This window comes from Haloarchaeobius iranensis (assembly GCF_900103505.1).
Lineage (GTDB): Archaea > Halobacteriota > Halobacteria > Halobacteriales > Natrialbaceae > Haloarchaeobius > Haloarchaeobius iranensis.
In genome coordinates this window covers 173,687-195,024 of sequence record NZ_FNIA01000005.1, presented here as the reverse complement: position 1 = coordinate 195,024, position 21,338 = coordinate 173,687, and the positions used below count along the sequence as shown (strand labels likewise).

Here is a 21,338-nt window from a genome sequence, read left to right as displayed (position 1 = left end):
CCGCTACGTCTCGCCGAACTCGACGCCCTCGCGTAGCTCGTGGTCCAGCAGTTCGTCGCCGTCGTCGTCGAAGTAGAAGGTCGCGCGGACGGTGCCGCCGTCGAGGACCTGCGGGAGCCACAGCTCGTCGTCCGGCCACATCTCGTCGTAGGGCACCGACTCGCGGGACCGCCACTCCGGGACGGCCTCCGGCGTGGTCTCGGGCGTCCCGGCCACCTCGCGGGCGACGTACACGTGACACAGGAAGATGTGCTCCTCGCCGAAGAAGAAGTCGAACTCCGCACGCTTCGTGAGGTCGCCAACCTCGAGCCCGGTCTCCTCGCGCGTCTCCCGCACCGCGCTCTCGCGGGGGCTCTCCCCGGGTTCGACCTTCCCCCCGGGGCCGTTGTAGCGGCCGGCACCCAGCCCGCGGCGCTTGCGGATCATCAGTAGCTCGTCGTCGGGCGCGAGGGGGAGGTCGCTCCGGACGGGGTAGCAGACGGTCGCCTCGTCGCGGTCGTCGGCCATACCTGCCTGACAGCGCGGGGCTCAGTTAGCTCTGTCGCCGTCGGTACGTTCCGGTGCGGTCGAGTCAGCCCCGGGAGCCAGCCCCCGGCGGTCCACGTACCAGACGAGCGCGGCGACGGGGAGCGCCACCAGCGACGGCCAGACGCTCGAGCTCAGATAGGCGTCCACCGAGGGGAGCTCGGCCCACGTCAGCGGGTAGAGGTACGGCGGCGCGACGCCTCCGGCCCGGATGACGAGGTAGTCCATGCCGATGTGGAGCCCCGTTCCACCGAGGAGCGCGGCCAGTGCGACCCGACGCTCCGCGCGCTCGACCAGCATCACACCGGCGACGAGCAGACAGGTGACGACGCCGGCGGTCTGGAGGGCGTACCACGAGCCAGTGACGCCCGCGACGGTCACCTGAGGGTCGCCGGTCACGAAGTAGCCCTTCGCCAGGTCGGGGACCACCGCGCCCGCCGTCGCGAGCGGGACGTGCCGCCGGGCCAACCACGGGACGACCCACGAGGCGACGGTGGCGACGGCGAAGGCCGTGAGCGCGTGGGTCAGCAGGTCGCTCACGACTCACCACCGTCGCCCGTTCTCGGCGTGAGGACGGCGCGCTCGCGGTCGGGCCGCCAGTGCAGCAGGAGGAACCCGAGCGCCCACAGCGCCGCGAGCCCCGAGACGACCAGCATGTAGCTCCGGTTCTCGCCGTGGGAGACGACGACCCGCTCGGCGTCGATACGGTGGTCCGGTCGGGCGGTGCCGTACACCTGCACCTGGTCGTTCGCCCCGATGTCCGCGCCGGAGCCGACGCCCCTCACCACGACCCGGGTGTCGGCCGGGTCGAACGTCCCGACGAAGCCGTCTTCGGTCACCTCGACCACCTCGAGCCAGAGGAACACCGACTCGCCGTGGTGGGCCTCGAAGTCCGCGGCGAGCGCCCGGTCGCTCGGGTACGTTCCCCGCTCGTCGGTCTGGTCGGCGTAGTCGACGGCGAGCCAGCCGGCAGCCACGAGACAGCAGACGACCACGAGCAGTCTGACGAGCGGACGCTCCATCTGTCGCACCGCTTCTCGCCGAGGGCTGGTAGCTCGTTCGGTTGTCAGTCGATCGCGAAGGGGCTCTCGCGTTCGGTCCAGCCCCACCCGGGGATGCGCTCCTGGGTGCCGGCGGCGAGCGCGGCGTCCAGGTCGTCCGCGCCGGCCGCATCGTCGGTATCGCCGTGTGTCACGATGTCTGCGTAGTGGAACGTCGCCTCGCCGAGCATCCGCAGTGGCTGGCTGCCCGCGATGGTCGCGGCCAGCTCCCGGCCGAGCACCTCGTCGACGACGAAGCCGGGGTAGTCCCCCTCGACATCGAGGTCGCGGAGGAGCCCGACCAGCGCTGCGACGTTCACCGCCCGGTCGCCGTCGGCGAACGTCTCGTCCACGACCGCGACGTACTGCGCTTCGGTCACCGGGTCGACGTCGATGCCGAACGCCTCGCCGAGGTCGGTGCGAACTCGATTCGTCAGCGGAACGACGACGGCGGACCGGTCGCGGACCCACTCGTACTCGCGTTCGACGACGGCCTCCGTGACCTGCATGGGCCGTGCTACGGGCGGCCCTGCCCTGAGTATTGCGAAGGCTTTTATAACAGCGGGGGCATACGACCGAGTAAGCGGGTTCTCCCCGAGGCCTCCCGACGAGCAAGCGTCCGGGACGGGCTCGAACCGCAGTTTCCACCGACAATGTCTCGATACGACACGCGCGGCAACGCACGTCACCAGTCCGAGAGCAGTGCGGACGCTGGGGGGTGTGGCGGTTCCGTCCGCGACGGACGGAGCGGGTCGCGCAGACGGTCGGCCGGAACGGGCGGAACACGCCGTCCGGACGCGACTGAATTTCTCGACATATGAGTTCCGTAGATCGACAACTCGAAGAACTGGAAGCAGAGATAAAGAGCGAGATACCGAGCGACATCTCGGTGTCCGCCGTCAAATACGAGGGACCTGAGCTGGTCGTCTACACGCGCGACCCGAAGAAGTTCGCCCAGCAGGGCGACCTCATCCGCCAGCTCGCCTCGAAGCTGCGAAAGCGAATCACGGTCCGCCCCGACCCCGACGTGCTCTCCCGGCCGGAGTCGGCGCGCGAGCAGATCATGGACGTCATCCCCGAGGACGCGGGCGTGACGGACCTCGACTTCCACGCCGACACCGGCGAGGTCGTCATCGAGGCCGCGAAGCCGGGGATGGTGATCGGCCGCCACGGCTCGACCCTGCGCGAGATCACGAAGAAGGTCGGCTGGACCCCGGAGGTCGTCCGCACGCCGCCCATCGAGTCCTCGACGGTCTCGAACGTCCGTAACTTCCTCAAGCAGGAGCGCGACGAGCGCCGCGACATCCTCGAGCGCGTGGGTCGGCAGATCCACCGCGAGGAGATGTCTAACGACGAGTACGTCCGCATCACGACGCTGGGCTGCTGTCGCGAGGTCGGACGCGCTGCGTTCGTTCTCTCGACCCCGGAGACGCGCATCCTCATCGACTGCGGCGACAAGCCCGGCGCGGAGGACGAGGTGCCCTACCTGCAGGTGCCCGAGGCGCTCGGTGCGGGGGCGACCAACATCGACGCGGTCGTGCTCACCCACGCCCACCTCGACCACTCCGCGCTGCTGCCGCTGCTTTTCAAGTACGGCTACGACGGTCCCATCTACACGACCGAGCCGACGCGGGACCTCATGGGCCTGCTCACGCTCGACTACCTCGACGTGGCCGCCAAGGAGGGCCGCGCGCCGCCGTACGAGTCCGAGATGGTGCGCGAGGCCATCAAGCACACCATCCCGCTGGAGTACGGCGACGTGACCGACATCGCGCCGGACGTGAAGCTCACGTTCCACAACGCCGGCCACATCCTCGGCTCCGCCGTGTCGCACTTCCACATCGGCGACGGCCTCTACAACGTCGCCTTCTCCGGTGACATCCACTACAAGGACACCCGTCTGTTCAACGGCGCGGTGAACGACTTCCCGCGCGTCGAGACGCTCGTGCTCGAGTCCACCTACGGCGGCCGGAACGACTACCAGACCGACCAGGAGGACTCCGAGCGAAAGCTCATCGAGGTCATCAACGAGGCTCACGAGCAGGACGGCAAGGTGCTCATCCCGGCGTTCGCCGTCGGGCGCTCCCAGGAGATCATGCTCGTCCTGGAGGAGGCGATGCGCAAGGGGAAGATCCCCTCGATGCCGGTCCACCTCGACGGGATGATCTGGGAGGCGACCGCCATCCACTCCACGTACCCCGAGTACCTCCGCGACGACCTCCGCGACCGCATCTTCCACGAGGACGAGAACCCGTTCCTCGCCGACGAGTTCAACCACATCGACGGCGGCGAGGGGGAGCGCCAGGAGGTCGCCGACGGCGGCCCCTGCATCATCCTCTCGACCTCCGGGATGGTCGAGGGCGGCCCCATCATGTCCTGGCTCCGCCACGTCGGCAGCCAGGAGGACTCGAAGATGGTGTTCGTCGGCTACCAGGCCCAGGGGACGCTGGGTCGCCGCATCCAGAACGGCTGGGACGAGATACCCATCAACGACCGCGGCGGCAACGGCGGCCGCTCGAACACGCTGAAGCTGAAGATGGACATCCACACGGTCGACGGCTTCTCCGGCCACGCCGACCGGCAGGGCCTCGAGGACTTCGTCCGCACGATGAACCCCCGCCCCGAGAAGGTGCTCTGTGTCCACGGCGACGAGTCCTCCGTGCAGGACCTCTCCTCGGCGCTCTACCACGAGTTCAACATGCGGACGTTCGCGCCGAAGAACCTGGAGACGTTCCGGTTCAAGTAACGCGACCGCGGCTCCGCGGCCGACGTTCCCGGCAGAAGACACTTACCCGTTCTCGCGGTTGCTCGACGTGATGCCCTCCAGACGCGCGTTCGTCGCGAGCGTCGCCGCGGCCACGGACACCCTCGCGGGCTGTGCCGGAGTTGGCGACGGGAGCGACCAGCCCGACGACGACACCGACACGACCGTCGACCCGACGGACGGGACGACCCGACCCTCCGCCGTCAGCCTCGACGACGTCGACCCCACCGCGGCCGACGAGCCCATCCGCGTGGTCCCCGAGGGGCTGCGGGGGCTGCTCGCCGACGCCGCCCGCACGGACGGGGTGGTCCGCGGCCACTATCCACTCGCCGTGAACCGGCCGCCGTCGCCCGGCCTCGCCGCGTTCGAGACGGTCGAACTCCGCAACACCGACGCCGCGGACGGCACCTACACCGTCGACGTGCAGGCCGGGGGTCGCTACGTGATGCAGTTCGAGGCCGCCCCGGCAGAATCGGTGCCCGACGACGCGACCGTTGCCGACGGGAGCGAACTGACCGCCGCACAGCGCGAGTTCGTCCGCAACGCGACCGGCAGCGACCCGGCCGAGGTGTACCCGGAGACAGAACTCGGCACCTTCGCACGGACCGTCCTCGACGGTGGCTACGTCCGCCTCGACGGCACGGTGTACACCGGACGCGAACGGCAGCAGACCGACGCCGAGTTCTTCGCGAACCGGGTCTGGTACGTGCTCTCGCTGGAGCCGGTCGACGCGGACGACCCGCCGGTGCTCGACTGTACGCCGGTCGAGCCGGCGGTGACCGACGAGGTCGCGGCGCTGGTGGCGGCCGACAGCTCCGTCGGCGACGACGAGGCGACGCCCCCCTCCGAGGCGCTCGTCCGGCTCGCACGCGAGGCCGACGCCGTCCTCCTCCACAACCTGACCCTCCGGCTGAGCGTCGAGTAGTCCCGACGCTCAGCCGCGCGCCGCCTCGGAACGTTTTCGACCCCCGAGCGTCTCGCCGGTCGTATGTCGACCGCACCCGTCGTCTTCGCGCTGCTGGCCATGCTCGCGTGGGGGGTCTGGGCCGTCCTCGCCGACGCCGCCACGCAGAGCACCTCGCCGACCGTCGCGATGATAGTCTCCTACCTCGTCGGCACCGCGCTCGCTGGCGCGTACGTCCTCACGCGCACCGAGCCGGTCAGCTACACCCGCGACGGCGTCCTGCTCGCCGTCGCGGCGGGCGTGTTCTCCGGCGTCGCCGCCGTCGCGTTCTACGCCGGACTGGAGCGCGGGAGCACGGGCGTCGTGACGACCGTCTCGGCGCTGTACTTCGTCGTCGCGGCCGCCCTCGGCGTCGTGCTGTTCGACGAGCCCGTGACCCTCCAGCGCGTCGGCGGCGTCGGCTTCGCGGTCGCCGCGGTCGCGCTGCTGGCGAACTGAGCCGGCCGCTCGACACCGTCGTCGACGCCGGCTCCCGGTCGGTCTCGAAACCCACAAGTGCGAACTGACCCTCGCTCAGGTAGTGCGACGAAGATACCGGCAGGCCGCGGTCGTCCTCGCGGTGCTCTCGCTGCTCGTGCTGGCCCGCCTGGCCGTCGGGGGCGACGTCCCGGGGCTCCTCACGGCCGTCGAGAGCGACGTGCTGTTCGTCGTCATCCTCGCGGTCGGCTACCTCGTCCGACCGTTCCTCGCGGTCCCCGTCACGGCGTTCACCCTCGTCGTCGGCTACCGGTTCGGCTGGCCCGGCCTCCCAATCGCGCTGGCCGGCGGCGTCCTCACGGCGCTTCCAGCGTACTACGCGGGCCGGTGGTACAAGCGCGACGACGGCGTCCTCGGCTGGCTGCGGCGCTCCGGCGACGAGCTGTTCGACGCGACGGGCGACCTCCGGGGCACCATCGCCGGCCGGCTCTCGCCCGCGCCCGCCGACGCGGTGGCCTACGGCACCGGGCTCGCCGACGTGCCGCTCGGGACGTTCATCCTCGGAACGTTCGTCGGCGAGCTACCGTGGATTCTCACCATCATGGCCATCGGCGTCTCCGCGCGGAACGTCACCACCGGCAGCTCCGTCGACCCGCTCGTGCTCGTCGGTGCTGGCGTCCTCGCGCTCGCGCTGGTCGCCAGACCGCTGTACCAGCGGTACGTCGAGCGCCGCGCGTCGTAGGAACTATTAACTCGATTCCGCGTACTCTTCGACACATGACTTCGAACGCTCCCGCGCCCGGCTCCGACGACCCGCTCGGCATCCACGGCGTCGTCCCGCCGACGGTGACGGCGTTCCACGACGACGAGTCGGTCGACTACGAGGGGACGGCGGCCCACGCCCGGTACGTCGTCGACGGCGGCGCACACGGCGTCTTCCCGCTCGGCACCAACGGCGAGTTCGCGATGCTCTCCGGGACGGAACGGGACCGCGTCGTCCGCGCCGTCGTCGACGAGGTCGGCGACGAGGTCCCCGTCATCGCGGGGGTCGGCGCGCCGAGCACCCAGCGCACGGTCGTCCGGGCCGAGGCCGCCGCCGAGGCCGGCGCGGACGGCATCGTCGTCGTGACACCGTTCTACTACCCGCTGGACGACACCGCCGCCGTGAACCACTACCGACGCGTCTGCGACGCCGTCGACCTGCCGACGTACGTCTACCACATCCCCTCGAAGACCGGCAACGAGCTCTCCCTCGCTGCCGTCGACGAACTCGCCGCCATCCCGAACCTCGTCGGCGTCAAGGACTCCAGCAAGGACGTGCCGTGGCTCGGCCAGGCCATCGACGACCACCCCGAGCTGACGTTCCTCTCGGGCTCCGACTCGCTGCTGTTCCCCGGCCTGGAGGTCGGCTGCTCGGGGATGGTCTCGGCGGTCGCCAACGCCTTCCCCGAGCTCGTCGTGGACCTGTACGAGGCCTACGACGCCGGCGACGAGGACCGCGCGCGAGAACTGCAGAGCCACGTGTACGACGTGCGCTCCGCGCTGAAGCGGGGGCCGTACATGGCCGGCGTGAAGGCCGCGCTCTCGCTGCAGGGGTTCGACGCCGGGCCGCTGCGGAGCCCGCTGCGGCGGATGGACGACGCGGACGAGGCGGCGCTCGCCGACGAGCTTCGGGAGCTCGGGCTGCTGGACAGCTGAGTCGCTACCGCTGTTTCTCGTTCGAGTGCGGAGCGGCCGTCTCACTACCCCGTCCGGTCCCCGACTCACCACCATCCCGCCGGTTCGACACCGTACCAGCCGTTTCGGCGCCTCTCCCCACCGTCTCCGACGTCTCTCGGCGTCGCGTAACTCCTTTCCCGACGGCCGGTGTCCGTTGGGGTATGTTCACCAAATCGACGTGGATCCGGCTACCCCGGAACGTGGTGGTCGGCCACGGCGTCGTCGACCGCACGGCGGAGGTCGTCGACGACCTGCACCTGCAGGGGCGACCGCTCGTCGTGACGAGCCCGACGCCCCGGTCGCTGGTCGGCGACGCCATCGAGTCGCAGTTCACGGACTCGGCGGTCGTCGTGGTCGAGGAGGCGACGTTCGAGTCGGTCGAGCGCGTCATCGAGCGTGCGGAGGCGACGCAGCCGGGCTTCCTGCTGGGCGTCGGCGGCGGGAAGGCCATCGACATCGCGAAGATGGCGGCCGACCACGTCGGCCTCGGCTTCGTCTCGGTGCCGACGGCGGCGAGCCACGACGGCATCGTCTCGGGGCGCGGGTCGGTCCCTGAGGGCGACACCCGCCACAGCGTCGCGGCGGACCCGCCGCTTGCAGTCGTCGCGGACACCGAGGTGCTCGCGGAGGCACCGTGGGAGCTGACGACGGCGGGCTGTGCGGACATCATCTCCAACTACACCGCGGTGATGGACTGGCGGCTCGCGAACCGGTTGAAGGACGTGCCCCACTCCGAGTACGCGGCCGCGCTCTCGGAGATGACCGCCGAGATACTCGTCGACAATGCGGACTCGGTGCGTCCGGGGCTGGAGGAGTCCGCCTGGGTCGTGACGAAGGCGCTGGTCTCCTCCGGGGTGGCGATGTCCATCGCGGGGTCGTCGCGGCCGGCCTCCGGTGCCGAGCACCTGTTCTCGCACCAGCTCGACCGCATCGCGCCCGAGCCGGCGTTGCACGGGCACCAGGTCGGCGTCGGCTCCATCCTGACGGCGTACCTCCACGGCGGCGACCGCGGCTTCTGGACGGACATCCGGGACGCGCTCCGGAGCATCGACGCGCCGACGACCGCGGGGGAGCTCGGCATCCCGCCGGAGACGCTCGTCGAGGCGCTGACGACGTGTCACGAGATCCGCGACCGGTACACCATCCTCGGCGACGGCATGAGCGAGGAGGCGGCGTGGGAGACCGCCAGGAAGACCGGCGTCATCGAGTAGGCTACTCGCTCGCCGACCCGACGTCGCCGACGCTCTCCTCTATCTCGTCGAGTTCGTCGAGCGCCTGCGAGCCCGAGCCGTAGCGTCCGAGTACCGCCACGCCGGCGGGCCCGCCGACGACCAGCCGGAGCCAGAACGTCGCGACCCGGTACAGCACGACGCCCGCGCCGACCCTGGTCACCGCGTCGCCGCTCATCACGGTGACGAGCGCCGACAGCGTCGCCTCGACCCCGCCGAGGCCACCCGGGAGCGGAACGGCGGTCGCGACTCCGGAGACCGTGACGGCGAACGCGGAGACCGACAGCGGCGCGGGGCTGCTGACCGCCGCCAGCGAGAAGCTCAACGCGGCGGCGGTGAACACCCACGCGAGGACCGCCGCGGCGAACGACGCCACGACGGCCCGGGGATGTCTGGCGACGACCTCGCCCGTGTCGACGAAGCGGTCCAGGCGTGCGCGGACCTGGTTCGGCTCGACGACCCTCCCGACCCGCGTCGACAGGGCCGCGACCGTGGGGTGGACCGCGCCGGCGAACCTGACCGTCGCCCGCCGGAGGATGCCGGGCCAGATGGCAAAGCCCGTCACCACCGTGATGAGCACCAGCAGCCCGATGGCCAGGACGACGGTGAGCTGGATGATCCACTGTGGGACGGGACGCGTGAGCAGGACGAACAGCAGGCCGACCCCGGCGACGAGCGCCGAGGCGACCGTCGAGAGGAAGCCCGCGACCGTCGTGGCGAGCAGCGTCCGTTCGATGGTCGCGTCGGAGTACCGCGAGACGACGTAGGCGATGATGGCCGCGCCCCCAGCGACGCCCAGGGGGAGCGCCTGTTTGACGAACACCGCGGCGAGGAAGAGGCCGGAGAACCGACGCAGCCCCGGCGCGTCGGGAATCGGACGGACGAGCGCGTAGACGGAGAGCCCCCAGGCCGCGATGGAGCCGAACCCGGCGAGCAGCGCCAGCCCGAACAGGGGCTTGTCGGCCGCGAGCACCCGGTCGAGCACCTGCTCCCAGCCGACACCGACGGCGAGCAGGGCGACCACGACGAGGCCCGCGACGACGCCAGCGACGATCTCCCGCAGTCCCATGTGGGGTCAGTCGCACGTGGCACACAAGAGCGCATCGGGTGTTCCACGGTCGTCCGGGGGGCCAGGGGAGGGGTCGACGGGAGCCGGGCCGGTGCGGGGCTGGTCTGGCTCGCCACGAGCAGGGGGTCTTTTGTCCCCGCGGACACCTATCGATTGATATGGCCGATGACGCGACCGGGGAGCCGTCCTCCCTCGGAAACCTACTGTTCCTCGTCGGGAGCTTCTTCGCGGCGGCACTGGCCGCCACGGCAGTCACGGAGGTGGCCCTGGCCTGGACTGGCCTCGCCAGCGGTATCGGGGTGACCATCCTCACCGTCGTCGTGTTCGTCGTCGCCTTCCTCGGGCTGTTGCTGTTCTACGACCGCTACTATCTCGGCGGGTAGCGAGCAGAGGGGGCACGCGAGTAGCCGGGGACCGACTGGCACACCACGAGACCGCACCCACTCAGGGACAGTCGCTCGCGTCGAACGACCGCGGCTCGGTACCCTGGTCGACCCGTCGCGTGGCCCCCGATTCGAGGTCGACCAGCATCGCGACCCCGCCGTAGCCGTGCGTCCGGTCGTGCCCGCGGACGACGACGCAGGTCACCTCGCCGGGAATCTCGATGGTCTCGGACCGCGTGAACGGCTGTCGGGAGTGCGCGTGCAGCAGCTCGCGGCGGCCGAGCCGGCTGCCGTCGAGCCGTTCGACCTGCCACCAGTCCACGAAGCCGTCCTCGCCGTCGTCGTCGTGGTGCAGCGTGACGTCGAACGCGTAGCTGCCGTCCCCGTCCTCGGCGGCGACGGCGACGACGTTCGCCTCGCGCAGGTCGAGGTCGTCGGTTCCGTGGCTGTCGCCAGTTCCGGTGCCGTCGGTCGTCTCCGGACTGGCGTCGTCCCCGTCCAGACAGCCCGCCAGCGCGCCGAGCGTCAGGAAACTCGACTGGCAGGTCAGCAGACGACGACGGGGGAGTCCGTCCATGTCGGGCCGTTCGCGGGCCAGGCGGATAATGGCACGTCCGAAGCGGAGCCATCCCCGGCCAGGATTTAATCCCGAATGATTGATGTAAAATGATTCACGAACTGGCGTATGGGAAACATCGGTGAAACGCCGGTTCGGTCGATGGACTACGTCCGCCGGGTGTTCGCGTTCACGGCGACCAGTGTCCTCTGTGCCGTGATCCTCGTCGCTGGTGCGACAGCACTGCCTGTGCCGCACGTCGTTGGAGAGGTCATGCTCTCGGTCGCTATCGGTGGCGTCGGCCTCGGGGTGCTGGGCTTCGGTCGCCTCCGAAACACGCTCGACTACGAGGGGATCGAGAACAGGGACGACGCATCGCTCCCGCTCCAGACGCTCCTCGTCATCGTTGACTTCGTGGAATGGCGGACCTGGGGCAACCTGCTGGGGCTCGCGTGCTACGTCGTCGGCGGACTCCTCGTCTTCCTCTCGATCGCGTCGGTCATCGGCGCGGTGGTCGGCTGACCACCGGGTCGCCCGCCCCCGCGTCTCAGACGTGCTCGTCGAGGAAGGCAGCGACCGCGGTGTGGGCCTCCACCTTGTTCTCGAGCTTCGTCAGCCCGTGCCCCTCGTCCTCGAAGATGAGCTCGCGGACGGGGACGCCCTGCTCGCCTGCAGCCTCGACGATCTGGTGGGCCTCGCCGACCGGCACCCGCGGGTCGTTCTCGCCGTGGATGACGAACAGCGGCGACCGGATGGCGTCGGCGTTCTCCGTCGGCGAGATGGACTGGAGGAACTCGCGGTCCTCGTCGAGCGAGCCGTACTCGGCCTCGCGGAGCTTGCGCCGCCACTCGCCGGTGTTCTCGAGGAACGTGACGAAGTTGGCGATGCCGACGATGTCGACGCCCGCAGCCCACCGTTCGGGGTACTCGATGAGGCTCGCGAGCACCATGAACCCGCCGTAGGAGCCGCCCATGGCGACGAGCCGGTCCGCGTCGACGGCGCCCTGGCTCTCCAGCCAGTCGAGGCAGGCCTCGATGTCGGCGACGGAGTCCATCCGGTTGCGCACGTCGTCGAGGTGGCTGTACGCCTTCCCGTAGCCGGCGGAGCCGCGCACGTTGGGTTCGAAGTAGCCGTAGCCGCGGTTCAGGTAGTACTGCTTGACGGGGTTGAACGACGGGCGACGCTGGGACTCGGGGCCGCCGTGGATGGAGACGATGACCGGCACCGGGTCGGCAGCCGACGCGCCGTCGGGCAGCGTGAGGAACCCCGGTACCTCGAGGCCGTCGAAGCTCTCGACGTGGACGAGCTCGGGCTCGCGGAACGACGACTCGGGGATGCCCGCCGTCGCGGCGTAGGTCCACCGTTCGGTCGCGCCCGTCTCCGTCTCGACGACGTAGACGTTGGTGTTCACGGCCGCACCCGTCGCGGTGACGGCGAACCGCTCGGCGTCGGGCCCCCACGAGACGCCGCCCGCGATACCGCCGGGGAGGTCCGGCGACGGGAACTCCTCGATGTCGGTCCTGCCGGCGAGCTTACCGACGGTCAGCTCGGTGTACCCGTCGACGTTGCGCGAGTAGACCAGCCGCCCAGTCTCGTCGTCGAGGGACACGCCGTCGATGCTCCAGTCGCCACCGTCGACCACCGTCTCGAGGTCGCCGGTTGCGAGGTCGAGCCGCGCGAGATAGAGCGTGTCCGAGTCGGCGTCGGTACAGAGATACAGGGCGTCGCCGTCGGGTCCCCACGACGCGCTGGTGTACCGGACGTTCCCCTCGTGGGGCGTCAGGTGCTCGAAGTCGCCCGATTCGAGGTCCAGCACGTAGAGGTCCTGGTCGTAGTTCGAGTACGCCTGCGAGACGACGAGACGGTCGTCGCTCGGGCTCCAGCCGCCGACGCTGAGCCAGCCGTCGCCCTCGTGGACCAGCGTCGCGTCGTCGCCGGTCTCGTCCCGGCCCTGCACGTAGATGTCGAACACGCTTTCGTCGCGGCGGTTCGACGCGAACGCGAACCGCTCGCCGTCGTGGCTCCAGCCGCCCCAGCGGTGCTTCGCGTCCGGGTGTGCGGTGAGCGCGACCTCCTCACTGCCGTCGCCGCTCATCCGGAAGAACTGCATCCGCTCGTTGCCGCCCTCGTCCATCCCGTAGACGAGTTCGTCGCGCTCGGGCGACCACGACGCGAAGCCGACGCGCTCGTCCTCGAACGTGCGCTGATTGGGCCACTCGCCGGGCCCGTCGACCGACCAGACCTGCGGCGTGCCGGTCGTGTCCATCAGGAAGGAAACGCGCTCGCCCTCGGGCCCGAACGACGCCCCGTAGGCGCTCCGGACGTTGAGATAGCGCTCGATATCGTATGGCATACGACGGACGTGGCGGCGACGGGGCTAATGGGTTCGGGTGGCGGAACTGCGGACCACGGATGACCGGCGGGACCGGTGACACTTCGAGTGGAAGCGGTCAGTCCGAGAGCCGCGAGAACCGCCGAACCAGGAGTCAGTAGCAGTTCGGGTTGTAGTCCTCACCTGGGTCGGCGTGATGGTCCCGAACGGTTATCCCGGAATCGCTCAGGATGACGCGGACGCTGTGGAGGGATGGTTCCGCCGCGACCGAACTGACGTCCATCGACTGCTCCCCGCTCCCCGAACTGATTTCGGCCCGGTACGTGTCGAACGGGCGCCCGTTGTCCTTGAATATCCGTTCCGACTCCTCTGTGACGGTGTCTGCCGGTGCCTGATACGTGTTCGAGAATAGCAGTTGCGTCTCCTCCCCCGATTCACCACGAATCTCGACGTGTACCGTCCGCGCCGAGCTAGTCTGATTCTCGATTTGTATATCTGGAACTATATACTGTTCACTACAACTGTTCGTTTCGATACTGGTTACCGCCCGGCTTTCATTGGTTCCAATACAGCCGGATGTCGCCGGGAGACCAATCAAGGACAGGCGTAACACCGTTCTCCGGTTCATGCTTTACTCGTCGCTCTTCTGTCTCACGGCCACCCAGACGATGCCAGCCATCATATGCTTTGTGCAGGACAGGTCTGCCGGCTGTTAGATTCCGTCACAACCTACTGGTGACCCGAACCCAAAAGACACTTTTGCGAGTCTGTAATTACATCTAATTACATGAGCGAGTTCCCCGACTATCTCGACGTCGATTACACGGACGGCGAAGGCGAGACACCGGCGACCTACCCGTCCATCGAGCACAAGATAGAGAAGGCCCTCGAAGTCACCCAGAAGGGCCTCGAGCAGTACGAGAACCCCGCCGTGATGTGGACCGGTGGCAAGGACTCGACGCTCACCCTCTACTTCGTGAAGGAGGTCGCCGAGAAGCACGGCTACGACCTGCCGACGACCGTCTTCATCGACCACTTCCAGCACTTCGACGAGCTGATGGAGTTCGTCGAGCACTGGGCCGACGAGTGGGACCTCGAGGTCGTCTACGCCCGCAACAGCGACGTGGGCGACTACGTCGACGAGCACGACCTGACGCCGGGCGACGACATCCCCGTCGACGCCCTCTCCGAGCACAACCAGCACCACATCCGCAACATCCTCGAGTACGAGGAGGACGAGTTCCCGTTCCTGCTCGACACGTACGTCGGGAACCACCTGCTGAAGACGGTGGCGCTGAACGACACGCTCGAATCCGAGGACATCGACGGCATCATCTCGGGCATCCGCTGGGACGAGCAGGAGGCCCGCGCCGACGAGACGTTCTTCAGCCCGCGCCACGACCCCGACATCTACCCGCCCCACGACCGCATCCAGCCCATCCTCCAGTTCGCCGAGGCCGACGTCTGGGAGGCGTTCTGGCACTTCGTGGTGCCCGAGACCGTCGACGAGTTCCCCGACGAGGGCTACGTCCCGCAGGACTACGACGACCTGCCGAACGGGCTGACCCACGAGGACATCCCCGTCTCGCCGAAGTACTTCGAGGGCTTCCGCAGCCTGGGAAGTGAGGTCTCGACGGAGAAGGCCGAGCAGGACCCGGCCTGGCTGCAGGACCTCGAGAACACGACCGAGCGCGCCGGCCGCGCCCAGGACAAGGAGGACCTGATGGAGCGCCTGCGCGACCTCGGCTACATGTAGACTCGGCCCGCCGACCACCCACTTCTGCGGTTCGTTCCAGCCGTCGACGCTCGTGCAGCGGCGACGCACGCCCAGCGTACGATTAATCCCACGCGACCCTTCCCGTCCACCATGGTAAGGGATAGCACACGACGCCGTCTCCTCGCGGGCGCCGGCGCCGCCCTCAGCGCGCTGGCGGGCTGTCTGGGGTCCGGTTCCGACTCCGACGGCGGCGGGACCACCGACGCCCCGGCGGCGAACCAGCTCGACGACCCCCCGGGCGGCGGGTCAAACGGCGAGAGCGGCGACCCGCCGCTCGCGAACGAGTCCCTCGTCGTCGAGGAGTCGTTCGCCCAGCTGCGGGACTGGGTGCGCTCCGGCGGCCCGCCGAAGGACGGCATCCCCTCGGTCGACGAGCCGTCGTTCGAGTCGACCGACGACGTGGGCGACCGCCTCGAGGACGGCGACCCCGTGTTCTCCGTCGTCGTCGACGGCGACGCCCGCGCGTACCCCCAGTCCATCCTGGTCTGGCACGAGATCGTCAACGACACCGTGGGCGGCGAGCCCGTCGCGGTCACGTACTGCCCGCTCACCGGGACCGCCATCGGCTACCGCCGCGGCGGCGTCGAGTTCGGCGTCTCGGGCAACCTGCTCAACTCGAACCTCGTGATGTACGACCGCGGGACCGACAGCCGGTGGCCGCAGGTGCTCGGCACCGCCATCGAGGGCGAGCACGAGGGGCGGAGCCTCCAGCACCTCCCCGTCCGGTGGACGACGTGGGGGCGCTGGCGCGAGGCCCACCCCGACGGCCGTGTGCTCACGCGCGACACCGGCTACGTCCGCGACTACGGGCGCGACCCCTACGGCTCGTACAACCCGCGAGGCGGCTACTACGCCCGCGAGAGCACGCTGTTCGACCCCGCGATAGAGGACGACCGGCACCCCGCGAAGGACGTCTTCCACGGGGTGCGGACGCCGTCCGGCGCGAGCGCGGTCCACGAGCGACTGCTCCGCGCGGAACGCGTCGTCACCGGCACTGCGGGCGACGTACCCGTCGTCTTCGCCCGGGACGGCGTGCTCGACACGGGCCACGTCTACCGGCTCCCGAGCGCCGACGCGGCCGTCCCGACGCCCATCGTCGGCGGGGGCTACCGGCTCGACGGCGAGACGTACGCCGCCGGCGAGCTGCCGCTCGACCCGCTCCCGTCCTTCGACGCGATGTGGTTCGCCTGGTTCGCGTTCTACCCCTCGACGAAGGTCCATGCCTGACCGACTGGCCCGCCTCGAGGGTGTGGTCGCCGGTATCGGCGGTCGGCTCAGCCGCACCGCCCGCTCGCTCGGCCTGCTCGTCGGGCAGCGGGACGCGCTCGCCGTCTCGGTGCTGCTCGCGGCCGCGTACCTCGCGGTCTACCTCGTCGCGCTGGGCGACCTGGCGATCCGGACCGGGCTGCCGGTCGAGGTCGTCACGGTCGTCGCCGACCCGGTCTCGCGGATGCTCGAACGGACCGGGCCGTTCGCCTGGGAGCCCGTCGCGCTCGTCGACCTCGGCGTCGCTCGCTGGCTGGTCTCCCCGCTGAACGTCGCCGTCGGCGGCGTGCTGGCGGGCCTCGTCGGCGCGAACGTGGGGCTCACCTACCTCGCGTGGCGCTACCCGCAGGCCTGTGGCGTCGAGCGCACGCGCGGAACCGGCAGCAGCGCGCTCGCGGCCATCCCCGCGCTCCTCTCCGGAACCGCCTGTTGCGGGCCGACCGTGCTCATCGCCGTCGGCGTGTCGGCGTCGGGGACGCTGCTGACCGTGTTCGAGTGGCTCCTCCCGCTCGGGGTCCTGCTGCTGCTCGCGAGTCTGGTGTACACGGGCGGCGGGTTGCAGCCGGGCACCGGCCGGGGCGGCGGGACGGGGACCTGAGCGACGTTACCAGTCGAGGCTGCCGCCGCTCTGGTACTCCGTCACCTGCGTCTCGAAGAAGTTCTTCTCCTTGTTGAGGTCGACCTGCTCGGACATCCAGGGGAACGGGTTGTCCGTGCCGTACTGTTCGGGCAGGTCGAGCTGGCCGAGCCGCCGGTCCGCGACGTGCTCGACGTACTCCGCGAACTGCTCGGGGCCCATACCGAGTATCTCGTCGGGGCAGGCCTCCCGGGCGTACAGCTGCTCCAGCTCGACGGCCCGGGTGATGCGGTCGACGACCTCCGCGCCGAACTCGTCGGTCCAGACGCCGGGGTGCTCGGTGCGGATCTGCTGGACGAGGTCCACGCCGAAGCCGACGTGGAGCGACTCGTCGCGCATGATGTACTCGAACTGCTGGCCGATGCCGACCATCTTCCCCTGCCGCTTCAGCCCGAGCATCATGGCGAAGCCGGCGTAGAAGAAGATCCCCTCCATGATGACGTAGAAGCCGACGAGGTCGCGCAGCAGTGCGCGGACGTCCGCGTCGCTCTCGATGGTGAACCCGGGGTCGTCGAGCACCTGGGTGAGGTCGACGACGAACTCGTCCTTCTCGCGGATGGCTGGCACACGGTCGTACATCCCGTAGAGGTAGTCGGGGTCGAAGCCGAGCGTGTCACAGCAGTAGATGAACGTGTCGGTGTGGATGGCCTCCTCGTAGGCCTGCCGGAGCAGGTACTGGCGGCACTCCGGCGCGGTGACGTACTCGTACAGCGCGAGGACGATGTTGTTCGCGGTCAGCGACTCCGCCGTCGAGAAGAAGCCGAGGTTCCACTCGACGAGCTGGCGCTCGGCGTCGGTGAGCGCGTCGCCGTTCCACTGTGAGACGTCCTCCTGCATCGGGATCTCGGCGGGCACCCAGTTGTTGGCGACGCCCGCTGTGTAGTACTCGCGGGCCCAGTCGTAGTCGATGGGCAGTATCTTGTTCGGGTCGTGTTCGGCGTCGGTGTCGATGAGTGGCATAGGGTTGTAGCGGTGGGGACAGTATCACTGGCACGCGTCGCAGGTCGGGTCCTCGACGCGGCAGAGCTCCTCGTCGGCCGTGCGGCCGTGCTCGCCGGCGCGGCCGCCGTCGGCGGCGGTCCCGTCGTCGTCGCCGGCGTCCGGGCCGCCGTCGCGGTGCTGCGTGCGACCGTACTCGCCCATGTCGAGCGTCGACTTCTCTATCTGGGAGGCACCGAGGGTGCGGAGGTAGTACGTGGTCTTCAGCCCGAGCTCCCACGCCGTCCGGTAGACGTCGCCGAGCAGCGAGCCGTCGGTCGACGGGAAGAAGACGTTGTGCGAGATCGACTGGTCGATCCACGTCTGTCGGTGGGCGGTGAGCCGGAGCTGGTGGCGCGGGTCGATCTCGAACGCGCCGCGGTACAGCTCGCGGGTCTCGGCCGGTATCTCGGGGATCTCCTGGATGGAGCCGTCGTGGAACTTGATGCGGTCGACCAGCTCGTCGTCCCAGCGGCCCTCTTGCTTGAGGTCGGCGACGAGCTGGTCGTTGACGACGGTGAAGTCGCCGGACATGTTGGACTTCACGTAGAGGTTGGAGTAGATGGGCTCGATGGAGGGCGACGTCCCGTTGATGGTCGAGATGGTCGCCGTCGGCGCGATGGCCATGGTGTTCGAGTTGCGCATCCCGTGGGTGTCGACGTGCTCGCGGACGACCGACCAGTCGAGGGTCTCCGTGCGGTCGGTCGGGATGTCCCGGCCGCGCTCCTCCTCGAGCAGGTCGACGGTGTCCTGCGGGAGCAGCCCGCGGTCCCACTTCGAGCCCTCGTAGCTCGGGTACGCGCCGCGCTCGCTCGCCAGCCGGGCGCTGTTCAGGATGGCGTGGTAGGAGACGAACTCCTGCCAGCGGTTCGCGAGCTCGACGGCGCGCTCGCCCGCCATCGGGACCTCGAGCTGCATGAGCGCGTCGTGGAAGCCCATCACGCCGAGGCCGACCGGCCGGTGCTGCATGTTCGCGTGCTCGGCCTCGTCGGTCGGGTAGAAGCACAGGTCGACGACGTTGTCGAGCATCCGCATCGCCGTCTCGATGGTGTCGGCGAGGCGGTCGCGGTTCAGCGCGCCGTCCTCGACGTGCGTCGCGAGGTTCACCGACCCGAGGTTACAGACGGCGTGCTCGTCCGCGCTGGTGTTCAGGGTGATCTCGGTGCAGAGGTTCGAGGAGTGGACCGTGCCGACGTGGTCCTGCGGCGACCGGACGTTGCAGGGGTCCTTGAACGTCAGCCACGGGTGGCCCGTCTCGAACAGCCGGGTGAGCATCGTCCGCCACAGTTCCGCCGCGTCGACGCGCTCGAACTGGCGGAGCTCGCCCGCGTCCGCGGCCGCCTCGTACTCCCGGTACTGCTCGGCGAACTCGCTGCCGTAGAGCCCGTGGAGTTCGGGCACCTCGTCGGGGCTGAACAGCGTCCACTCCTCGTCGGCCGCCACGCGCTCCATGAACAGGTCGGGGATCCACGCGGCGGTGTTCATGTCGTGGGTGCGCCGACGTTCGTCGCCCGTGTTCCGCCGGAGGTCGACGAACGCCGGGAAGTCGAGGTGCCAGCACTCCAGGTAGGCACAGGCCGCGCCGCGGCGCTTGCCGGAGCGGTTGATGGCCGCCGTCACGTCGTTCGATATCTTGAGGAACGGGACGGTGCCCGTGGACTCGACGCCCGTGCTCTCGATGAGCGCGCCGGCCGCACGGAGGTTCGTCCAGTCGTTGCCCAGCCCGCCGCTCCACTTCGAGAGCTGGGCGTGGTGCTTGTACGAGTCGAAGATGTGCTCGAGGTCGTCCTCCACCGTCGTGAGGTAGCAGGAGGAGAGCTGCGGGTGGACCGTCCCGCTGTGGAACAGGGTGGGCGAGGACGGCGTGAACGCCAGCTTCGAGAGCACCTCGTAGAACTCCAGTGCACGGGCCTGGGGGTCGTCCTCGGCGACGGCCAGCCCCATCGCCACGCGCATCCAGAACGCCTGCGGGAGCTCGAGGTGCTCCCCGCCCTCCTCCGTCTTGAGGAAGTAGCGCTGGGCGAGCGTGTCCATCGCCATGTACTCGAACTTCTCGTCGCGTTCGATGACGAGTTCGTCGGCCAGCGCGTCGAGGTCGAACCGGTCGCGGAGTCGCTCGTCGAGCAGGCCGAGGTCGACGCCGCGACGAACGTTCTCGACGAAGGTCCGGCGGTACGCCCGGTCCAGCTCGTCGCCCGTCTCGTCCGAGCCGATGAGCTCGCGGTAGTACCGTTGCCGGAACACGTCGGCGGCGACCCGCTTGAACGCCGGTTCGCGCTCGATCCGCGCCGTCAGCGACTGGATTGTCGCCTCGTACACCTCGTCGGTCCCGGCTCCGTCGTAGAGGTTCCGTTCGATCTCCGCGACGAGCGTCTCGACGGTCTCGTCGGTCGGTAGCTGTGCGTCGTCGTCTCGCGCCCGGTCGAGGATGGACCGGACCGTCGTCGTCTGTGTCTGTTGCTGACTCATGTGTCGGAATCGGTCTGTTCGCGTCGCTGCCCGCCCTCGTCGCGGTCGTCGTGCGCGTCGTCGTCCAGCACGGCGTCGAGCTCCCGTCGGAACGCCGCCGGGTCCGAGAACGCCCGGTAGACCGAGACGAAACGGACGTAGGCGACCTGGTCGACCGACCGCAGGCGCTCGGAGACGAGCGCACCGACCCGCTCGGACGTGACGACGCGGCCGTCGCCCTCCGGCAGGTCCGCCTCGACCTCCTCGACGAGTGTGGCGACGTCACCGGCGTCGACCGGCCGCTTCTCGACGGCGCGCTCGATACCGGTCCGGAGCTTCTCGCGGTCGAAGGGCTCGACGCTGCCGTCGCGCTTCTCGACGCGGAGCGAGTCCCACTCGGTCCGCTCGTAGGTCGTGAACCGGAACGAGCAGGCCCCACACTCGCGCCGTCGCCGGACGGCGGTTCCGTCGGTGGTCGTGCCGGTGTCGACGACGTGCGTCGGGTCGTGGTCGCAGTTCGGGCAGTCCATGGTCGTCACTACGCGTCGCTTCGGACCCCCACATCTGGGGGACGGGGCGGGGCAGTCGCAATATGTGCTGTCAGGGGCGGTCGGTATAAAATTTCCCCAACAGAGTTGAACTACTGAAAGTCAGCTTGTTTTCCGGTGCCCGCGACCGCGAGCTCACGCCGTCGCTGTCGGCGCGCCGCCAAGGCATCGTCCCGGAGTCCGCGCTGCTCGTCCGTGGGGCACCTGAGGGTCGGTATCTCGGTCGGCTGCTCGTCGGCGTCGAGCGCGACGAAGCTGAAGAACGAGCTCGCGGTCTCGGCAGTCTCGCCATGGCTCGGGCGCTCGGCCAGCACGTCGACCTTCACGTCCATGCTGGTCCGCCCGGTGTCGAAGACGTAGGCCGTGACGGTGACGATGTCCCCGAGCTCGATGGGCGCGATGAAGTCGACGTGGTCCATCGACGCCGTGACGACCTGTCGCCGTGAGAACCGCCGGGCTGCGATGGCCCCGCAGATGTCCATCCAGTGGAGGACGGCCCCACCGAGCGCGCGTCCGAGGTTGTTCGTGCTGTTCGGCATCAGGATCTCGCTCATCTCGGTGAACGACTCCTGGAGTGTCCGCTCGCGGCCGCACTGCTGTGACATGTGGACGACTCCGCGTGAACGGCATAAAACGCTAACTAAGTTGAATTAGGACAAGTGAGTTTGCTCATCGCCCGTCCGCGT

General features: G+C 69.3%; 23 protein-coding genes. 11 read left to right on the top strand and 12 right to left on the bottom strand.

All coding sequences use genetic code 11. The features are described 5' to 3' along the window. Nucleotides 1-3: 3 nt before the first annotated feature. Genes BLT27_RS06325 through BLT27_RS06310 form a run of 4 tightly spaced genes read right to left on the bottom strand, consistent with a single transcriptional unit; the run spans nucleotide 4 to nucleotide 2,074 of the window. Complete coding sequence (locus tag BLT27_RS06325; protein ID WP_089732192.1) at nucleotides 4-507, bottom strand: 8-oxo-dGTP diphosphatase; 504 nt, start codon at nucleotides 505-507, stop codon at nucleotides 4-6. 21 nt (nucleotides 508-528) lie between these two features. Next, nucleotides 529-1,065: a hypothetical protein gene (locus tag BLT27_RS06320; RefSeq protein WP_175526399.1), complete on the bottom strand. Its 537-nt coding sequence runs from the start codon at nucleotides 1,063-1,065 to the stop codon at nucleotides 529-531. After that, nucleotides 1,062-1,547 (bottom strand): OB-like fold-containing membrane protein, encoded by a 486-nt coding sequence (locus tag BLT27_RS06315; RefSeq protein WP_089732191.1) that lies wholly within the window; start codon nucleotides 1,545-1,547, stop codon nucleotides 1,062-1,064. The genes BLT27_RS06320 and BLT27_RS06315 overlap by 4 nt, the downstream gene beginning before the upstream one ends. 44 nt (nucleotides 1,548-1,591) lie before the next feature. Next, nucleotides 1,592-2,074, bottom strand: a complete 483-nt coding sequence (locus BLT27_RS06310; RefSeq protein ID WP_089732190.1) for a DUF7984 family protein — start codon at nucleotides 2,072-2,074, stop codon at nucleotides 1,592-1,594. Between the two features lie 308 nt (nucleotides 2,075-2,382). Here BLT27_RS06310 and BLT27_RS06305 point away from each other — a divergent pair, with 308 nt between their 5' ends. The 6 genes from BLT27_RS06305 (at nucleotide 2,383) to BLT27_RS06280 (ending at nucleotide 8,640) form a co-directional block, all read left to right on the top strand. Then, entirely contained in the window at nucleotides 2,383-4,311 is a 1,929-nt protein-coding gene (locus tag BLT27_RS06305; RefSeq protein ID WP_089732189.1) for a beta-CASP ribonuclease aCPSF1, read from the top strand. 70 nt (nucleotides 4,312-4,381) lie between these two features. Continuing rightward, nucleotides 4,382-5,254, top strand: a complete 873-nt coding sequence (locus BLT27_RS06300; RefSeq protein WP_089732188.1) for a DUF7979 domain-containing protein — start codon at nucleotides 4,382-4,384, stop codon at nucleotides 5,252-5,254. A gap of 63 nt (nucleotides 5,255-5,317) precedes the next feature. Next, nucleotides 5,318-5,731, top strand: a complete 414-nt coding sequence (locus BLT27_RS06295) for an EamA family transporter (protein ID WP_089732187.1) — start codon at nucleotides 5,318-5,320, stop codon at nucleotides 5,729-5,731. A gap of 82 nt (nucleotides 5,732-5,813) precedes the next feature. Then, nucleotides 5,814-6,452 carry a TVP38/TMEM64 family protein gene (locus BLT27_RS06290; RefSeq protein WP_175526398.1) on the top strand — a complete coding sequence of 213 codons (639 nt, stop codon included), beginning with the start codon at nucleotides 5,814-5,816 and terminating at the stop codon, nucleotides 6,450-6,452. A gap of 35 nt (nucleotides 6,453-6,487) precedes the next feature. Further along, entirely contained in the window at nucleotides 6,488-7,408 is a 921-nt protein-coding gene (locus tag BLT27_RS06285) for a dihydrodipicolinate synthase family protein (RefSeq protein WP_089732185.1), read from the top strand. 182 nt (nucleotides 7,409-7,590) lie between these two features. Next, entirely contained in the window at nucleotides 7,591-8,640 is a 1,050-nt protein-coding gene (locus BLT27_RS06280; protein WP_089732184.1) for an NAD(P)-dependent glycerol-1-phosphate dehydrogenase, read from the top strand. 1 nt (nucleotide 8,641) lies between these two features. Here the strand turns inward: BLT27_RS06280 and BLT27_RS06275 are convergent, their stop codons facing one another. Continuing rightward, nucleotides 8,642-9,727, bottom strand: a complete 1,086-nt coding sequence (locus BLT27_RS06275) for a lysylphosphatidylglycerol synthase transmembrane domain-containing protein (RefSeq protein ID WP_089732183.1) — start codon at nucleotides 9,725-9,727, stop codon at nucleotides 8,642-8,644. Between the two features lie 158 nt (nucleotides 9,728-9,885). Between BLT27_RS06275 and BLT27_RS06270 the strand changes: the two genes are divergently transcribed. Further along, a complete protein-coding gene (locus tag BLT27_RS06270) occupies nucleotides 9,886-10,110 on the top strand; it encodes a hypothetical protein (RefSeq protein WP_089732182.1) in 225 nt (74 codons plus the stop codon). Between the two features lie 61 nt (nucleotides 10,111-10,171). Here BLT27_RS06270 and BLT27_RS06265 read toward each other — a convergent pair whose 3' ends face one another. Further along, on the bottom strand, nucleotides 10,172-10,687 hold the full coding sequence (locus tag BLT27_RS06265) for a hypothetical protein (protein WP_089732181.1): 516 nt from the start codon (nucleotides 10,685-10,687) through the stop codon (nucleotides 10,172-10,174). Nucleotides 10,688-10,795: 108 nt separating this feature from the next. Here BLT27_RS06265 and BLT27_RS06260 point away from each other — a divergent pair, with 108 nt between their 5' ends. Beyond that, entirely contained in the window at nucleotides 10,796-11,188 is a 393-nt protein-coding gene (locus BLT27_RS06260) for a hypothetical protein (RefSeq protein WP_089732180.1), read from the top strand. A 25-nt stretch (nucleotides 11,189-11,213) separates the two neighbouring features. Here the strand turns inward: BLT27_RS06260 and BLT27_RS06255 are convergent, their stop codons facing one another. Both BLT27_RS06255 and BLT27_RS06250 read right to left on the bottom strand, forming a co-directional pair. Further along, nucleotides 11,214-13,019: a S9 family peptidase gene (locus BLT27_RS06255; protein ID WP_089732179.1), complete on the bottom strand. Its 1,806-nt coding sequence runs from the start codon at nucleotides 13,017-13,019 to the stop codon at nucleotides 11,214-11,216. A 133-nt stretch (nucleotides 13,020-13,152) separates the two neighbouring features. Continuing rightward, entirely contained in the window at nucleotides 13,153-13,626 is a 474-nt protein-coding gene (locus BLT27_RS06250) for a hypothetical protein (RefSeq protein WP_089732178.1), read from the bottom strand. Nucleotides 13,627-13,785: 159 nt separating this feature from the next. Between BLT27_RS06250 and BLT27_RS06245 the strand changes: the two genes are divergently transcribed. The 3 genes from BLT27_RS06245 to BLT27_RS06235 all read left to right on the top strand — a co-directional run bounded on the left by BLT27_RS06245 (nucleotide 13,786) and on the right by BLT27_RS06235 (nucleotide 16,639). Continuing rightward, entirely contained in the window at nucleotides 13,786-14,754 is a 969-nt protein-coding gene (locus BLT27_RS06245; protein ID WP_089732177.1) for a phosphoadenosine phosphosulfate reductase family protein, read from the top strand. A 111-nt stretch (nucleotides 14,755-14,865) separates the two neighbouring features. Further along, the gene (locus BLT27_RS06240) at nucleotides 14,866-16,002 is read left to right on the top strand and encodes a DUF3179 domain-containing protein (protein WP_089732176.1); all 1,137 of its coding nucleotides are present in this window, start codon (nucleotides 14,866-14,868) and stop codon (nucleotides 16,000-16,002) included. Beyond that, on the top strand, nucleotides 15,995-16,639 hold the full coding sequence (locus BLT27_RS06235) for a hypothetical protein (RefSeq protein WP_089732175.1): 645 nt from the start codon (nucleotides 15,995-15,997) through the stop codon (nucleotides 16,637-16,639). Before BLT27_RS06240 ends, BLT27_RS06235 begins: the two co-directional genes overlap by 8 nt. Nucleotides 16,640-16,645: 6 nt before the next feature. On the opposite strand, the gene BLT27_RS06230 is transcribed toward BLT27_RS06235, so the two are convergent. The 4 genes from BLT27_RS06230 to BLT27_RS06215 form a co-directional block, all read right to left on the bottom strand. Beyond that, the gene (locus BLT27_RS06230) at nucleotides 16,646-17,638 is read right to left on the bottom strand and encodes a ribonucleotide-diphosphate reductase subunit beta (RefSeq protein WP_089732174.1); all 993 of its coding nucleotides are present in this window, start codon (nucleotides 17,636-17,638) and stop codon (nucleotides 16,646-16,648) included. Nucleotides 17,639-17,662: 24 nt separating this feature from the next. Then, nucleotides 17,663-20,125, bottom strand: a complete 2,463-nt coding sequence (locus BLT27_RS06225; RefSeq protein ID WP_089732173.1) for a ribonucleoside-diphosphate reductase subunit alpha — start codon at nucleotides 20,123-20,125, stop codon at nucleotides 17,663-17,665. Further along, a complete protein-coding gene (gene nrdR, locus BLT27_RS06220) occupies nucleotides 20,122-20,634 on the bottom strand; it encodes a transcriptional regulator NrdR (protein ID WP_089732172.1) in 513 nt (170 codons plus the stop codon). The genes BLT27_RS06225 and nrdR overlap by 4 nt, the downstream gene beginning before the upstream one ends. A gap of 110 nt (nucleotides 20,635-20,744) precedes the next feature. Further along, complete coding sequence (locus BLT27_RS06215; protein ID WP_089732171.1) at nucleotides 20,745-21,257, bottom strand: acyl-CoA thioesterase; 513 nt, start codon at nucleotides 21,255-21,257, stop codon at nucleotides 20,745-20,747. Between the last annotated feature and the right edge of the window lie 81 nt (nucleotides 21,258-21,338).

What these genes read in the sequence shown, in the direction of transcription:
- BLT27_RS06325 (WP_089732192.1), bottom strand. Translation starts at nt 507, where the DNA reads ATGGCCGACGACCGCGACGAGGCGACCGTCTGCTACCCCGTCCGGAGC.
- BLT27_RS06315 (WP_089732191.1), bottom strand. Translation starts at nt 1,547, where the DNA reads ATGGAGCGTCCGCTCGTCAGACTGCTCGTGGTCGTCTGCTGTCTCGTG.
- BLT27_RS06310 (WP_089732190.1), bottom strand. Translation starts at nt 2,074, where the DNA reads ATGCAGGTCACGGAGGCCGTCGTCGAACGCGAGTACGAGTGGGTCCGC.
- BLT27_RS06305 (WP_089732189.1), top strand. Translation starts at nt 2,383, where the DNA reads ATGAGTTCCGTAGATCGACAACTCGAAGAACTGGAAGCAGAGATAAAG.
- BLT27_RS06300 (WP_089732188.1), top strand. Translation starts at nt 4,382, where the DNA reads ATGCCCTCCAGACGCGCGTTCGTCGCGAGCGTCGCCGCGGCCACGGAC.
- BLT27_RS06295 (WP_089732187.1), top strand. Translation starts at nt 5,318, where the DNA reads ATGTCGACCGCACCCGTCGTCTTCGCGCTGCTGGCCATGCTCGCGTGG.
- BLT27_RS06285 (WP_089732185.1), top strand. Translation starts at nt 6,488, where the DNA reads ATGACTTCGAACGCTCCCGCGCCCGGCTCCGACGACCCGCTCGGCATC.
- BLT27_RS06280 (WP_089732184.1), top strand. Translation starts at nt 7,591, where the DNA reads ATGTTCACCAAATCGACGTGGATCCGGCTACCCCGGAACGTGGTGGTC.
- BLT27_RS06275 (WP_089732183.1), bottom strand. Translation starts at nt 9,727, where the DNA reads ATGGGACTGCGGGAGATCGTCGCTGGCGTCGTCGCGGGCCTCGTCGTG.
- BLT27_RS06270 (WP_089732182.1), top strand. Translation starts at nt 9,886, where the DNA reads ATGGCCGATGACGCGACCGGGGAGCCGTCCTCCCTCGGAAACCTACTG.
- BLT27_RS06265 (WP_089732181.1), bottom strand. Translation starts at nt 10,687, where the DNA reads ATGGACGGACTCCCCCGTCGTCGTCTGCTGACCTGCCAGTCGAGTTTC.
- BLT27_RS06260 (WP_089732180.1), top strand. Translation starts at nt 10,796, where the DNA reads ATGGGAAACATCGGTGAAACGCCGGTTCGGTCGATGGACTACGTCCGC.
- BLT27_RS06255 (WP_089732179.1), bottom strand. Translation starts at nt 13,019, where the DNA reads ATGCCATACGATATCGAGCGCTATCTCAACGTCCGGAGCGCCTACGGG.
- BLT27_RS06250 (WP_089732178.1), bottom strand. Translation starts at nt 13,626, where the DNA reads ATGAACCGGAGAACGGTGTTACGCCTGTCCTTGATTGGTCTCCCGGCG.
- BLT27_RS06245 (WP_089732177.1), top strand. Translation starts at nt 13,786, where the DNA reads ATGAGCGAGTTCCCCGACTATCTCGACGTCGATTACACGGACGGCGAA.
- BLT27_RS06240 (WP_089732176.1), top strand. Translation starts at nt 14,866, where the DNA reads ATGGTAAGGGATAGCACACGACGCCGTCTCCTCGCGGGCGCCGGCGCC.
- BLT27_RS06235 (WP_089732175.1), top strand. Translation starts at nt 15,995, where the DNA reads ATGCCTGACCGACTGGCCCGCCTCGAGGGTGTGGTCGCCGGTATCGGC.
- BLT27_RS06230 (WP_089732174.1), bottom strand. Translation starts at nt 17,638, where the DNA reads ATGCCACTCATCGACACCGACGCCGAACACGACCCGAACAAGATACTG.
- BLT27_RS06225 (WP_089732173.1), bottom strand. Translation starts at nt 20,125, where the DNA reads ATGAGTCAGCAACAGACACAGACGACGACGGTCCGGTCCATCCTCGAC.
- nrdR (WP_089732172.1), bottom strand. Translation starts at nt 20,634, where the DNA reads ATGGACTGCCCGAACTGCGACCACGACCCGACGCACGTCGTCGACACC.
- BLT27_RS06215 (WP_089732171.1), bottom strand. Translation starts at nt 21,257, where the DNA reads ATGTCACAGCAGTGCGGCCGCGAGCGGACACTCCAGGAGTCGTTCACC.